Consider the following 12,853-nt stretch of genomic DNA (forward strand, 5'->3'; position numbering starts at 1 on the left):
CTGATGGAAATGGAAGCCACGCAAGCACCTTAAAATCACCATCATACACTAAATCAGTAAGTTGGCAGCATTACCTGCCACGCTGACAGTACGTGACGATGCCCGTCTGGAACTGGCCGCTGACTTTTGCGGCCTGTTTCTGATGACCGACAAACAAGCGGCGCTGCCGTATGCATCGGCCTACAAACAGGACGAGCAAGAGATTAAACGCTTGTTAGTTGAGGCAGGGATGGAAACCAGTGGCAATTTCAACGAACCGGCAGATCATCTGGCGATCTATCTCGAGTTGTTGAGTTATCTGCATTTTTCGCTGGGAGAGGGGACCGTTCCTGCGCGAAGAATCGACAGTTTGCGGCAAAAAACACTGACGGCGCTGCGGCAATGGTTACCAGAGTTTGCTGCGCGTTGTCGACAGTATGACAGCTTTGGTTTTTACGCGGCACTAAGCCAGTTATTGCTGGTGTTAGTGGAGTGCGACCACCAAAACAGATAACGTCGTTTATGCGCCTGAAAAGACGCGTTTAGCGTCGCATCAGGCATTATGGCGCAGTTGCCGGATGCGTCATCACATCCGGCAAACACACATCACGGATGAGCTACAAACCGGGAAAGCCGCTGGCGTAGCAGGCGGTTTTCCTGCTTCAGGTGCGCAATATCATCCATTAACGTCAGCGCCACCGCGATCCCCGGCCAGTCCAGAGCCAGTTCATGACGCAGGCGTACCGCGCGTTGCACCACAATGGCGGCATGGTCGTCAAATACCCAGGTTGTTTCCTGGATCTCACGCGGTTCAACCACCCCCAAACCGACAATTTCATTCAACTCCTCTTCAGAGATGCCGGTATGCAGGCAAAATTCGGTAATAGTAAAAGTCACCGTAACATTAGCCATTATGCTTTCCCCCAATCTTTACGTGGATCAAAAGACGACTGGGCGTCTGCCAGTTGCTGCCACAGCGCGGCAGTGTTTTCATCCGGTTTCGGCGGCATCACGATTTTCAGTACCGCATACAGATCGCCGGTCTGTTTTTTGCTCACCAGACCTTTGCCTTTAACGCGCAATCGTTGCCCGGCCTGGCTGCCTGGCGGGATAGTCAGCAAAATGCTTTCTTTCAGTGTTGGAACGGTGACTTTAGTACCCAGCGCCGCTTCCCACGGGCTAACCGGCACCACAATTTCCAGATCCTGGCCGACAATATCGAACAGCGGATGTGGCGCAATATGAATCACCAGCCACAAATCGCCATTTGGACCGCCGTTTTCGCCCGGCGTCCCCTGGCCTTTCAGGCGGATGCGTTGACCATTGCCGACGCCTGCCGGGATCTTCACATTCAGCGTTTTCGGGATTTCCTGTTCGATCATGCCAAAGGCGTTATAAACCGGCAGGTTATAGCTGATGGTACGCTTATGCTCAGTAAGCGTTTCTTCGAGGAATACCGCCACTTCGATTTCAATATCGTGGCCACGTGCGGCGGGGCGTTGACGGCTCTGGCGGGCATGCTGACCGAAAATTGACGAGAAGATATCGTCAAAATCTTCGGCATTAAAACTCTGACCGTCGCCATGATGGAACTGACGGTTAAATTGCGGATCGTTGCGATGTTGCCACATCTGATCATACTCAGCGCGACGTTGTTCATCACTTAACACTTCCCAGGCTTCAGCGACCTCTTTGAAGCGGGCTTCGGCATCCGGTTCTTTGCTGACATCAGGATGGTATTTACGGGCCAGTCGACGATAGGCGGTCTTGATTGTCTTGAGATCGTCCGTCGGTTTCACGCCCATGATGGCGTAATAATCCTTTAATTCCATAGCGTTATCTCGCGTAAATCAACACAAATTGAAGGAACCCCTGTAAGGTAACTCCTATAAGTGTAGGGTAATCCTCAAAATTTCATATGCCAACACAGAATATGTTATTGAAATCATCGCGGAGAGGAGGTCGCCATCAAGATGGGTTGCTGAACATATTTTAAACAGGTGAAAAAGGGTGAGCGATTTTTGATAGTTGAACCAGGCACTTTAAGTTTAACTAGGGCGTCATTATTTATTAAATTTTATAGACGCTATATATGGGTAGTAATATACATGGAATTAGTTGCACTGCAAATAATTATTTGAAACAGGCCTGGAACGATATAAAAAATGAGTACGAAAAAAATCAAACATATTCAATCACGCTTTTTGAAAACACACTGGTGTGTTTTATGCGGTTGTACAATGAACTCAGACGTAAAGTAAATGAAGAGGATACTCCATGTCTGGAATGTGAATCACTAGAAAAAGAATTTGAGGAAATGCAGAATGATAATGATCTATCATTATTTATGAGAACATTGCGTACTAATGATACACAAATTTATTCAGGGGTTTCAGGAGGTATTACATATACTATACAATATGTTCAAGATGTTGATATTGTTAGAGTGTCCTTGCCGGGCAGAGGTTCAGAGTCTATCACAGATTTTAAAGGTTATTATTGGTATGGCTTTATGGAATATATTGAAAACATTAATGCGTGTGATGATGTTTTTTTCTGAGTATTGTTTAGATAATGAAAATATGAGTATCCAGCCAGAACAGATAAATATGCCGGGAATATCTGATTTAGATACTGGTATTGATTTGTCTGGCATATCTTTTATTCAGAGTGAAATTAATAAAACATATGGATTAAAATACGCTCCAGTAGATGGCGATGGATATTGTCTGTTAAGAGCCATACTGGTTTTAAAAGAACATGAGTATTCATGGGCGCTGGGCAGCCATAAGACGCAAAAGCAAGTATACGAAGAGTTTATTAAAATTGTTGATAAACAAACGATCGAGGCTCTTGTTGATACGGCATTCTATAATCTCAGGGAAGATGTAAAGACATTATTTGGCGTTGATCTGCAATCTGACAACAAAATTCAGGGTGTGGGTAGTTTTATGTCATGGAGCTTTCTGTTTTTTAAAAAACAATTCATTGATAGTTGCTTGAATGACAAAAAATGCATACTGCATTTACCCGAGTTTATATTTAATGATAACAAGAATTTGCTTGCTTTAGATACCGACACGTCGGATAGGATTAAAGCGGTGAAGAATTTTCTTGCTGTTCTTTCAGATAGCATTTGCTCATTATTTATTGTTAATAGTAATGTGGCATCAATCTCCTTGGGAAATGAATCCTTTTCAACAGATGAAGATCTTGAGTATGGATATTTAACAAACACTGGCAATCATTATGATGTTTACCTCCCTCCTGAACTTTTTTCTCAGGCTTATAAGTTAAAAAATAAGGAAATGAATGCGCAACTTGACTATTTAAATCGTTATGCAACTTAATGGCAAAGGCATATGCTAAAAACCATTGTTATTAGTCTCACACTTTTTTATTGGTAAATATTGTCTCTGTATTGGTAACGCCGCAGATATTCTGTTTAGCCACAGGTGCAATTATCAGCGGCGTACGCGAGGCAGGGGCTAATCAGGCATAGTTTGCGTCAAACCTTGCCTGTTTTTGAAGATGTATATAGAAAAACAGGCGTTCAACAAGCCATTTTGCGAACCTGTTCCCGGAAAAAAGTCATATTTCTGTCACACTCTTTAATGATTGATAACAAAAGAGGTGCCAGGAATGAACAAAACGCTAATCGCCGCAACTGTGGCAGGGATAGTTTTACTCGCTTCAAATGCTCAGGCACAAACCGTACCGGAAGGCTATCAGCTACAGCAAGTGCTCATGATGAGCCGCCATAACTTACGTGCGCCGCTGGCGAACAATGGCAGTGTGCTGGAGCAGTCGACGCCGAATAAATGGCCCGAATGGGACGTCCCCGGTGGGCAACTCACCACCAAAGGTGGCGTGCTCGAAGTGTATATGGGCCATTACATGCGTGAATGGCTGGCAGAGCAGGGGATAGTGAAATCGGGGGAATGCCCGCCGCCGGACACCGTTTATGCCTATGCCAATAGTCTGCAACGTACCGTCGCTACCGCCCAGTTCTTTATTACTGGTGCATTCCCTGGGTGTGATATTCCTGTGCATCACCAGGAAAAAATGGGCACTATGGACCCAACCTTTAACCCGATGATCACCGATGATTCCGCCGCATTCAGTGAACAGGCGGTGGCGGCAATGGAGAAAGAGCTCAGCAAACTCCAGCTTACCGACAGCTACCAGCTACTGGAAAAAATCGTTAACTATAAAGATTCCCCTGCCTGTAAAGAGAAACAACAGTGTTCGCTGGTGGATGGCAAAAATACCTTTAGCGCCAAGTATCAACAAGAACCAGGTGTTTCCGGGCCGCTGAAAGTCGGCAACTCGCTGGTAGATGCGTTTACTTTGCAATACTACGAAGGTTTTCCGATGGATCAGGTGGCCTGGGGAGAAATCAAATCTGACCAGCAGTGGAAGGTATTGTCGAAGCTGAAAAACGGTTACCAGGACAGTCTGTTTACCTCACCGGAAGTGGCGCGCAATGTTGCGAAACCGCTGGTCAGTTATATCGACAAAGCCCTGGTCACCGATCGCGCCAGTGCTCCGAAAATCACGGTGTTAGTTGGGCACGACTCCAACATAGCCTCTCTGTTAACGGCGCTGGATTTCAAACCGTATCAGTTGCATGACCAGAACGAACGCACGCCGATTGGCGGCAAAATCGTTTTCCAGCGTTGGCATGACAGCAAAGCCAATCGCGATTTGATGAAAATTGAATATGTGTACCAGAGTGCGGAACAGTTACGTAATGCCGATGCGTTAACCCTGCAGGCACCTGCGCAGCGCGTGACGCTGGAATTAAGCGGTTGCCCGATAGATGCCAACGGTTTCTGCCCGATGGATAAGTTTGATAGCGTGTTGAATGAGGCGGTGAAATAACAGAAAACTCCCCCGCGAGAAGCGGGGGAGTCGCTGGTTAAACGTTTTTACGTTCGATGGTCTGTTCGCCCCAAAAAAGCGAATCTTTATCGGTCTTAGCAAAGGCTTTGACTAACACTTCATCACTACCTTCTTCCCAAATCTTTTCTGCCATTTTTTCGTCGTACCCGGCGACTTCGAAAATGGCCTCGGCTATTTCCGGCGACGTATTGCGCAGAGATGCCCATTCACCGACGTGATGAGCTTTCGCTTCTTGAGTTGGCATGCGTATCCTCCTGTTGAAGATTAGCCGTTAAGTTTAACTGCCAGACCTGCGACATATTCCCCTTGATAACGAGCAATAGACAGTTCTTCCTGGCTTGGCTGGCGTGAGCCGTCACCGCCTGCGATGGTGGTTGCGCCGTACGGCGTACCGCCGCGAACCTGTGAAACGTCAAATAATTCCTGCGCTGCGTAGCCAATGGGGACAATCACCATGCCGTGATGCGCAAGGGTCGTCCAGGTGGATGTGATGGTTTGTTCCTGACCGCCGCCAGTACCGGTGGAACTAAAGACGCTCGCCAGTTTTCCGTATAGTGCGCCGGAAGCCCACAGGCCGCCCGTCTGGTCGAGGAAGGTACGCATTTGACCGGACATGTTGCCAAAGCGGGTAGGTGTACCAAAAATAATGGCGTCGTAATCGGCCAGTTCTTGCGGGGTTGCAACCGGTGCAGTTTGCGTTTTACCGCCTGCTTTTTCAAATAATTGCGGCGGCATGGTTTCCGGTACACGCTTAACGACAACTTCTGCGCCATCCACTTTGCTTGCACCCTCAGCGACTGCGCGTGCCATCGTTTCAATATGTCCGTACATGGAATAATAAAGCACCAGAACTTTAGCCATTTCTAACCACTCCTCGTGTTATCTCTATTCCGTAGCGATTCGCTACCACTTATTTAAAGATAAGACGTCCTTTTCAGAGTGCAAATTTCACAACCACTTATTTGATTTATAACAACTTTCACAAGCACGTAATTTTGTCGCAAAATGACACATTTTTATCTCATCGCGTTTTTTTAATCATAAGAGCGGCTTATGGATAATTATTGGAGATGATATCTATTCTCGCTAAGAAGCTGTTGCAGGATATTACCAAACGCGGGTCTGTCCGCGTCAGTTCACTAAGCTTAGTCCCACGTAGCGAAAATATGGCAGCCGCCATACGCCGCGTTAATTCTATGCAATATGATGTCTATACCCAGACGGAGGTCAGTAATGGCAAACCATCGAGGCGGTTCCGGCAATTTTGCAGAAGACCGCGAAAGAGCATCAGAAGCAGGTAAAAAAGGTGGCAAGAGCAGTCACGGCAAAAGCGACAACTAGCCGGGCTAATCAATGACGAATGCATTTTTTTCTTAAGCTCGTCAAAAAGTCATCACCGCCGGTAACCCGGCGGTTTTCTGTTTATGGCTCCTGATGAACAACTTCTGGCGGTGGAACGTCAACCAACCTTCTGCTTAATAACGCATTGAGTAAAATCGCGCCAAAGGTTGCTGTACCGATCCCTCCCAACGTAAAACCGCCAAGCGTGAGAGCAAAATCACCCGCGCCCAGCACGAAGGTTACTGCGACCATAATCAAATTAGCGTTCTGGCTTAAATCGACACGGTTTTGTACCCATATCCTTGCGCCTGCGACGGCAATCAGCCCGAACACAACAATTGATGCACCACCAATCACCGCGGCCGGAATGGTATGGATCAGCGCGCCAAATTTCGGCGAAAAGCCCAACAGCATAGCGATGACGGCAGCTGCAACAAACACCAGCGTCGAGTAGACTTTTGTCACGGCCATCACACCGATATTTTCAGCATAGGTGGTGACGCCGCTACCGCCGACAGAGCCGGAAAGCATCGTTGCCAGACCATCACCGACGAATGCTCGCCCCATATACGGGTCCATATTGCGTCCGGTCATCCCGGCGACCGCCTTGAGATGACCTAAGTTTTCCGCCACCAGAATCACCGCCACGGGCGCAATCAACATCATCGCCTGGCCATTAAAACCAGGAGTGGAAAAATGCGGCAGACCGAACCAGGCAGCATAGCTGACGAGAGTAAAATCGACGGCTTTTCCCAGCCCTAAAACGTTGGTCATCACGCCATACAGCAGACAGGCGACAATTAATCCTACGAGAATCAATAACCGCTGGATCATGCCACGGGTAAACACCGCCACCAGCCCAATACACAGCACCGTCATTACCGCCATCCAGCTATCAAAGGCCGAAGCCGATACACTTTTCACTGCGATAGGCGCTAAGTTCAGGCCAATCGCCATCACCACCGCACCCGTCACCACCGGCGGCATTAGTCGTTCAATCCAGCGTGTACCAATTTTCATCACCACCAGGCCAATGACGGTATAAACCAGCCCACAGGCGATAATCCCGCCCAGCGCGATGCTGATATTCGGGTTAATGCCCTGACCGTTAAAGCCCGTCGCGGCAATCACCACGCCGACAAAAGCCGCGCTGGAGCCGAGATAACTGGGGACGCGCCCGCCGGTAATAAAGAAAAACAGTAACGTGCCGATCCCCGACATTAAAATGGAAAGATTGGGATCCAGCCCCATCAGAATCGGCATTAACACCGTCGCGCCAAACATCGCCACCGCGTGTTGAACGCCCATTACTGCCGTCTGAGCAAACGGCAATCGTTCATCCGGCGCGACCACGCCGCTCTCTGTAGAGGTCGATTTTAACTGCCAGTGAGGAAAACCGAACATTGCCATCAGCTGTCTCCTTAAGGAGGTTAACAAGCAGGGCGCATCAGCGCGTGATAACTGCGATCGAACCACACCAGCCCGTAGGGTGCGGTGTGACGATGAATCGCTTCGATGGCGCAAAACAGAATGTCGTGGGTGCCGACGCTCACCACCTGGCTGATACGGCAGTCAAACGAAACCAGAGCCTCTTCCAGTTGCGGGCATCCGGTCACACCCGTCTGCCAGCGGGCGGCGGCAAAGCGGTGTTCCATGGGCGTTTTGCCGCCAAAAAGATTTGAAAGCGGCTCCTGCCCGGCGCTCAGTGTATTTACACACAGCGTTCGATTTTCATTGAATACCGGCCAGACGGACGCCCCACGATTCAGGCACACCAGTAATGTGGGCGGCGTGTCGGTCACGCTGCAGACGGCGCTGGCGGTGAACCCGGCGCGCCCGGCTGGACCGTCCGTGGTGATGATATTGACCGCCGCGCCCATACAGGACATCGCATCGCGAAAGGTTTGTTGATCAACTATGTTCATAGTTTGCTCCTTACAACAGCCCGCAGGCTTCTTCAAAGGACAGACGTGGCAGGCGCGCAAAAAGTTTGCTGCTATCGCCATAGCCGATATTAATCAGCAGATTGCTCTTCAGCGTGCTGCCCGCAAAAAAGGCGTCGTCAACGTGTTGACGGTCAAAACCCGACATCGGGCCGGTATCCAGTCCCAGCGCACGGCAAGCGACGATCAGATAAGCCGCCTGCATGGAACTGTTGCGAAACGCTGTTTCTTCGGCAAGTTGTGGGCTGGAGGTAAACCAACTGCGGGCATCACCGTGGGGAAACAGTAGTGGTAACCGTTCATAAAATTCACTGTCCCAGGCGACGATAGCGGTGACGGGCGCGGTCAGGGTTTTTTGCAGATTGCCGCTGGAAAGCGCCGGGCGCAGACGTTCTTTTCCTTCTGCAGTGCGGATAAACACGATCCGTGCCGGAGAACAGTTAGCTGATGTCGGCCCCCATTTCATCAGGGCATAAAGCTCCTGTAACGTCTCATCGCTGACGGGTGTCTCCCGCCAGCCGTTGTGAGTGCGGGCATCGGTGAACAGGGTGCTAAGCGCACCTGGGCTAACGGCTTCGTTCATAGCAATTCCTTACAGGGCGGCTTCACGGTGATGTAACAGGCTGGCAAGCCCGTTGAGTAACAGAGCATTAAACGTTTCGGGATCGGTCACGTTGCAGGCGTGTCCGCCATAGGGCATCACCATTTTCTGGCTATCGGGCAGGGCGGCATGAAGTTCACTGGAACATGCTGTTGGCACCAGCAGATCATCACTGGCGCAGATGATTTGCACCGGGCAGCGGATGCGATCCGCATGGTGACTAAAGTCAGCGCGTTTGAGGGCGTTAAGTCGACGTAGTAAATTATTTTTGCCCTGAAAATGCGCCAGTGCCAGCGCGTCTTCTGCCTCCAGGCGAGGTGCGCGGGCCGCCATCCAGTCGGCGGGATAGAGGAACAACGGCTGCGCTTCCACCCATGCTTGCGCGCCGCCGCTATACAGTAATCGTTCGCGAACCTGAAAACAGCGGCGCGTATGGGCGTTTATTCGTAGCCAGCCGTTAACGCTGACCAGCATAGTTACCGACGCGGGATAATCCAGCGCCAGCTGCATCCCCACCAGCGCACCGAGCGCATGGCCGACCACCGCGTAACGCTCAATCCCTGCGGCTACCAGCGCCTGATGCAGTTCCGCTGCCATCTGGGCGATACTGTAATCTTCTGCCAGTGTGTCGGGATTATTGCCGGTGCCGCGCTGGTCGTAACAGACTACCTGATACTCCTGCTCCAGCACCGCCAGTTGCGGTAACCAGTAACTGCCGCTACCGCCAAGACCCGAAATCAACACCACTACGGGTGCATCAGCATAAGGGGGAGATGAGAGTGAAAGTTTCATCGCGGCCTCACTTGGCGATATGCGCAATTGTGGCGATTTCCACCAGCGCGTCAGGTTTTACCAGTCCGCACTGAATGTAGAATCGCGCCGGTTTATCACCCGGAAAAAACTCGGCGTAGATTTCGTTAATCGCGGCGTAATTTTTCCAGTCGGTAATAAAGATGCTGTTGAAGGTCACATCCGCCATCGTGCCACCCGCCGTCTCGATCACCTTGCGGATAGTTTCCAGAACGTGGCGGGTTTGCGCCTTTGGGTCATCGGCAAACAGCACGTTATTATGTTGATCAAAAGCCAGCGTACCGGAGACATACACCACGCCATCAGCCAGCGTGCCGGGAACGAAGGGGGCCAGCGGTGCGCTGCTGCCAGCGGGAATAATTACGGATTTTGGCATCGCTAAACTCCTTAAGCGATACGAGCAAAGGACGTGGGAGAAAGCGCGTCGCAGAACGTTTCGACGTCGCTGACCCAGCCAAAAAAGGTTTCGATATTGAACAACGCGGCTTTCTGTGCAAATTCCGGCCCCGCCTGGTGTGTTGCGTCTTCCAGCACCACGCCGAAATGCTCCAGAAAAAAGCCATCGCGTAGCGTCGATTCGACGCAGACGTTGGTAGCGATACCGGTGAAAACCAGATGGCGTATTCCACGGCTGCGTAAAATGCTGTCCAGCGGCGTATTGAAGAAACCGCTGTAGCGCGGCTTCGGCAGCACAATATCGCCAGGCTGCGGCACCAGTTCATCCACCAGTTGATAATCCCAGGAGCCTTTCGCCAGCAATTTTCCCTGCAGCTGCGGCTGCTTACGCATGGTTTTCAGGGCGTTCGATTTATGAAAATTCGGTGAGCCGGGGCCGCCAGCCTCGACATACTGTTCATCCCAGCCATTTTGAAACCAGATGATCAACATCCCTGCCGCTCGCGCTGCGGTCACAGCGGTTTGAATGTTGGCAATGACCGGGCGAGTGGTTGAGACATCAAACCCGGCGAGATCTAAGTAGCCGCCTGGCGTGGCATAAGCGTTTTGCATATCCACCACGATCTGCGCACTTTGCTGCGGATCGAAGGTAATGGCTTCCGGTCGAGCGGTTAAGGTTGTCATCATGCCACCTCCTGAGTCAGCGCAGAGAGATGGGCGCGGCACTGCATCAGTGGTTGAATGCGCTCGCCGAAGGTTTCGATTCCCGACAGAAAATCATCGAAGGTCAACAGCACGCCTTCTGCACCAGGCACGCTTGCGACTTCATCTAACATGCGCGCGACACTGGCGTAAGAACCGACTAACGTCCCCATATTGATGTTTACCGCCGAAGTGGGATCGGCCATCTGACGAACGTTGGTGTCAGTACCGGAGCGGGTATCTTTCTGACTTTGTTCGGTTAGCCAGCTTAACGCCTCTTCATCCGCGCCCGCTTTGTAGTGTTCCCATTTGGCGCGAGTGGCATCGTCGGTTTCATCGGCAATCACCATAAACAACACATAAGAGCCAACGTCGCGTCCGGTTTGCTCTGTGGCCTGTTTCATCCGCGCAGCGGTCGGGGCGAAAGCCGTGGGTGTATTTACGCCTTTGCCGAAACAGAAGTTGAAATCGGCATACTGGGCGGAGAACGCCATGCCAGCGTCGCTTTGCCCGGCGCAGATCACTTTCATGGGGATACTCGGTTGCGGACTGACGCGACAATCATTCATGGTGAAAAAATCGCCTTTAAAATCGCTTTTCCCCGTGCCCCACAGGTCGCGCAGCACCTGAACATATTCGGTGAGATAGTCGTAACGACGGGAGAAATAGTCATCGCCAGGCCAGATACCCATCTGCTCATACTCGGGCTTTTGCCAGCCAGTCACGAGGTTGACGCCAAAACGCCCGCCAGAGATGGAGTCGATGGTTGCGGCCATACGGGCGACGATTGCCGGAGGTAACGTTAAGGTGGCAGCAGTGGCGTAAATCTGAATGCGCGAGGTCACGGCTGCCAGACCCGCCATCAAGGTGAACGACTCAAGGTTGTGATCCCAGAACTCAGTTTTGCCGCCAAAGCCACGCAGTTTGATCATCGACAGGGCGAAATCGAAATGGTAATGCTCCGCTTTTTGCGCAATGGCTTTATTCAGTTCAAAGGTCGGCATGTACTGCGGCGCGTGGGTCGAAATGAGCCAGCCGTTGTTGCCAATAGGTACGAATACGCCAATTTTCATCATCAACCTCTCTTCGTCTCGTAAAGTGAAAGTCAGACGGGGCGCTGCATCCTGCATATCCTTTTCAGCCGCGTATTGGCTTGTTCGCAAAGCGGATGCCAGTTTTTAAAAAGTGAATATTATTAATGTGTTAGCATTGTGTTATCTAAAATATCTGGTAAAAAGTGGACTAAACGGTCAAAACAGTTGCACATAAAACATGCATCCGTGCGCGATGAGAGTGCAGAAGGTCGAGGCCGGGCGGGGGTTTTGCTATCCTGTTACCAATCTACAAGAGGGGAGAGCGCATGACGCAAGGCGCAGTGAAAACAACGGGTAAACGTTCGCGCGCAGTAAGCGCGAAGAAAAAAGCGATTCTTAGCGCAGCACTGGACACTTTTTCACAATTCGGTTTTCACGGCACAAGGCTGGAGCAGATCGCAGAGTTGGCGGGTGTTTCAAAAACCAATCTGCTGTATTACTTCCCGTCAAAAGAGGCGCTGTATATTGCCGTGCTGCGGCAGATTCTCGATATCTGGCTGGCACCGTTAAAAGCGTTTCGTGAAGATTTCGCCCCGCTGGCGGCGATAAAAGAGTACATCCGTCTGAAGCTGGAAGTCTCACGCGATTATCCGCAGGCTTCGCGCCTGTTCTGTATGGAGATGCTGGCAGGCGCGCCGTTGTTAATGGATGAACTGACGGGCGATTTGAAGGCATTAATTGATGAGAAATCGGCGCTGATTGCCGGTTGGGTCAAAAGCGGCAAACTCGCGCCGATTGATCCGCAGCATTTGATTTTTATGATTTGGGCTTCCACTCAACATTACGCCGATTTCGCCCCTCAGGTGGAGGCGGTGACAGGCGCGACGTTGCGCGATGAGGTATTTTTCAATCAAACGGTTGAAAACGTGCAGCGGATTATTATTGAGGGGATTCGACCACGTTAAAGATGACGGAGGAGGTTGTAACATCCTCCGGCTACCTGTTTAACCGATCGTCATTAAACTGGCGTTACCGCCAGCGGCAGCGGTATTCACACTCAGCGAACGTTCATCGATAGGAATTAAAACCCCAAAAAGATTAAAAAAACACCACAAAACGGATGTTTCTTCAACACCACTTTT

The 12,853-nt window shown here is 50.6% G+C and carries 14 protein-coding genes and 3 pseudogenes; 5 read left to right on the forward strand and 12 right to left on the reverse strand.

Annotated features, from left to right (window positions below; all coding sequences use genetic code 11):
* Positions 1 to 70: 70 nt before the first annotated feature.
* A pseudogene (gene torD / locus ABZJ92_RS17245) lies at positions 71 to 493 on the forward strand (molecular chaperone TorD); the annotation flags it as partial.
* Positions 494 to 585: 92 nt separating this feature from the next.
* Here the strand turns inward: torD and cbpM are convergent.
* Together cbpM and cbpA are read right to left on the reverse strand one after the other, a co-directional pair.
* Positions 586 to 891 (reverse strand): chaperone modulator CbpM, encoded by a 306-nt coding sequence (gene cbpM, locus ABZJ92_RS17250; protein ID WP_000024560.1) that lies wholly within the window; start codon positions 889 to 891, stop codon positions 586 to 588.
* Positions 891 to 1,811 (reverse strand): curved DNA-binding protein, encoded by a 921-nt coding sequence (gene cbpA, locus ABZJ92_RS17255; RefSeq protein ID WP_000420619.1) that lies wholly within the window; start codon positions 1,809 to 1,811, stop codon positions 891 to 893. The genes cbpM and cbpA overlap by 1 nt, the downstream gene beginning before the upstream one ends.
* Before the next feature lie 260 nt (positions 1,812 to 2,071).
* On the opposite strand from cbpA, the pseudogene ABZJ92_RS17260 reads away from it, so the two are divergent.
* Together ABZJ92_RS17260 and agp are read left to right on the forward strand one after the other, a co-directional pair.
* Positions 2,072 to 3,329 (forward strand): annotated as a pseudogene (locus tag ABZJ92_RS17260) (YccE family protein).
* Positions 3,330 to 3,621: 292 nt separating this feature from the next.
* Positions 3,622 to 4,863, forward strand: coding sequence for a bifunctional glucose-1-phosphatase/inositol phosphatase (gene agp / locus ABZJ92_RS17265; RefSeq protein WP_001044290.1), 1,242 nt, complete (start codon positions 3,622 to 3,624; stop codon positions 4,861 to 4,863).
* Between the two features lie 37 nt (positions 4,864 to 4,900).
* Here agp and ABZJ92_RS17270 read toward each other — a convergent pair whose 3' ends face one another.
* Positions 4,901 to 5,128: a YccJ family protein gene (locus ABZJ92_RS17270; protein ID WP_001143120.1), complete on the reverse strand. Its 228-nt coding sequence runs from the start codon at positions 5,126 to 5,128 to the stop codon at positions 4,901 to 4,903.
* 20 nt (positions 5,129 to 5,148) lie between these two features.
* Positions 5,149 to 5,745: an NAD(P)H:quinone oxidoreductase gene (gene wrbA, locus ABZJ92_RS17275; protein ID WP_001151437.1), complete on the reverse strand. Its 597-nt coding sequence runs from the start codon at positions 5,743 to 5,745 to the stop codon at positions 5,149 to 5,151.
* Positions 5,746 to 6,117: 372 nt separating this feature from the next.
* On the opposite strand from wrbA, the gene ABZJ92_RS17280 reads away from it, so the two are divergent.
* Entirely contained in the window at positions 6,118 to 6,225 is a 108-nt protein-coding gene (locus ABZJ92_RS17280; RefSeq protein ID WP_001273654.1) for a con-10 family general stress protein, read from the forward strand.
* A gap of 81 nt (positions 6,226 to 6,306) precedes the next feature.
* On the opposite strand, the gene rutG is transcribed toward ABZJ92_RS17280, so the two are convergent.
* From rutG to rutA, 7 genes are read right to left on the reverse strand one after another with little or no spacing between them, the layout of a single operon-like run.
* Positions 6,307 to 7,635 carry a pyrimidine utilization transport protein G gene (gene rutG / locus ABZJ92_RS17285; RefSeq protein WP_005047413.1) on the reverse strand — a complete coding sequence of 443 codons (1,329 nt, stop codon included), beginning with the start codon at positions 7,633 to 7,635 and terminating at the stop codon, positions 6,307 to 6,309.
* 20 nt (positions 7,636 to 7,655) lie between these two features.
* A complete protein-coding gene (rutF, locus tag ABZJ92_RS17290; RefSeq protein WP_025745390.1) occupies positions 7,656 to 8,150 on the reverse strand; it encodes an NADH-dependent FMN reductase RutF in 495 nt (164 codons plus the stop codon).
* Between the two features lie 10 nt (positions 8,151 to 8,160).
* Positions 8,161 to 8,751: a malonic semialdehyde reductase gene (locus tag ABZJ92_RS17295; RefSeq protein ID WP_001001165.1), complete on the reverse strand. Its 591-nt coding sequence runs from the start codon at positions 8,749 to 8,751 to the stop codon at positions 8,161 to 8,163.
* Between the two features lie 9 nt (positions 8,752 to 8,760).
* On the reverse strand, positions 8,761 to 9,561 hold the full coding sequence (gene rutD / locus ABZJ92_RS17300; protein WP_000777662.1) for a pyrimidine utilization protein D: 801 nt from the start codon (positions 9,559 to 9,561) through the stop codon (positions 8,761 to 8,763).
* A gap of 7 nt (positions 9,562 to 9,568) precedes the next feature.
* Positions 9,569 to 9,955 (reverse strand): 3-aminoacrylate deaminase, encoded by a 387-nt coding sequence (gene rutC, locus ABZJ92_RS17305; RefSeq protein WP_001126782.1) that lies wholly within the window; start codon positions 9,953 to 9,955, stop codon positions 9,569 to 9,571.
* Positions 9,956 to 9,966: 11 nt separating this feature from the next.
* On the reverse strand, positions 9,967 to 10,659 hold the full coding sequence (gene rutB, locus ABZJ92_RS17310) for a peroxyureidoacrylate/ureidoacrylate amidohydrolase RutB (RefSeq protein WP_005047409.1): 693 nt from the start codon (positions 10,657 to 10,659) through the stop codon (positions 9,967 to 9,969).
* Positions 10,659 to 11,750, reverse strand: coding sequence for a pyrimidine utilization protein A (gene rutA, locus ABZJ92_RS17315; protein WP_005047407.1), 1,092 nt, complete (start codon positions 11,748 to 11,750; stop codon positions 10,659 to 10,661). Before rutA ends, rutB begins: the two co-directional genes overlap by 1 nt.
* Positions 11,751 to 12,037: 287 nt before the next feature.
* Between rutA and rutR the strand changes: the two genes are divergently transcribed.
* Positions 12,038 to 12,676 carry an HTH-type transcriptional regulator RutR gene (gene rutR / locus ABZJ92_RS17320; RefSeq protein WP_000191701.1) on the forward strand — a complete coding sequence of 213 codons (639 nt, stop codon included), beginning with the start codon at positions 12,038 to 12,040 and terminating at the stop codon, positions 12,674 to 12,676.
* A gap of 39 nt (positions 12,677 to 12,715) precedes the next feature.
* Here the strand turns inward: rutR and ABZJ92_RS22515 are convergent.
* Positions 12,716 to 12,781, reverse strand: a pseudogene (locus tag ABZJ92_RS22515) (hypothetical protein); the annotation flags it as partial.
* Positions 12,782 to 12,853: the final 72 nt, after the last annotated feature.

Source organism: Shigella sp. FJ200513 (assembly GCF_040495915.1).
Taxonomy (GTDB): Bacteria; Pseudomonadota; Gammaproteobacteria; order Enterobacterales; family Enterobacteriaceae; genus ECMA0423.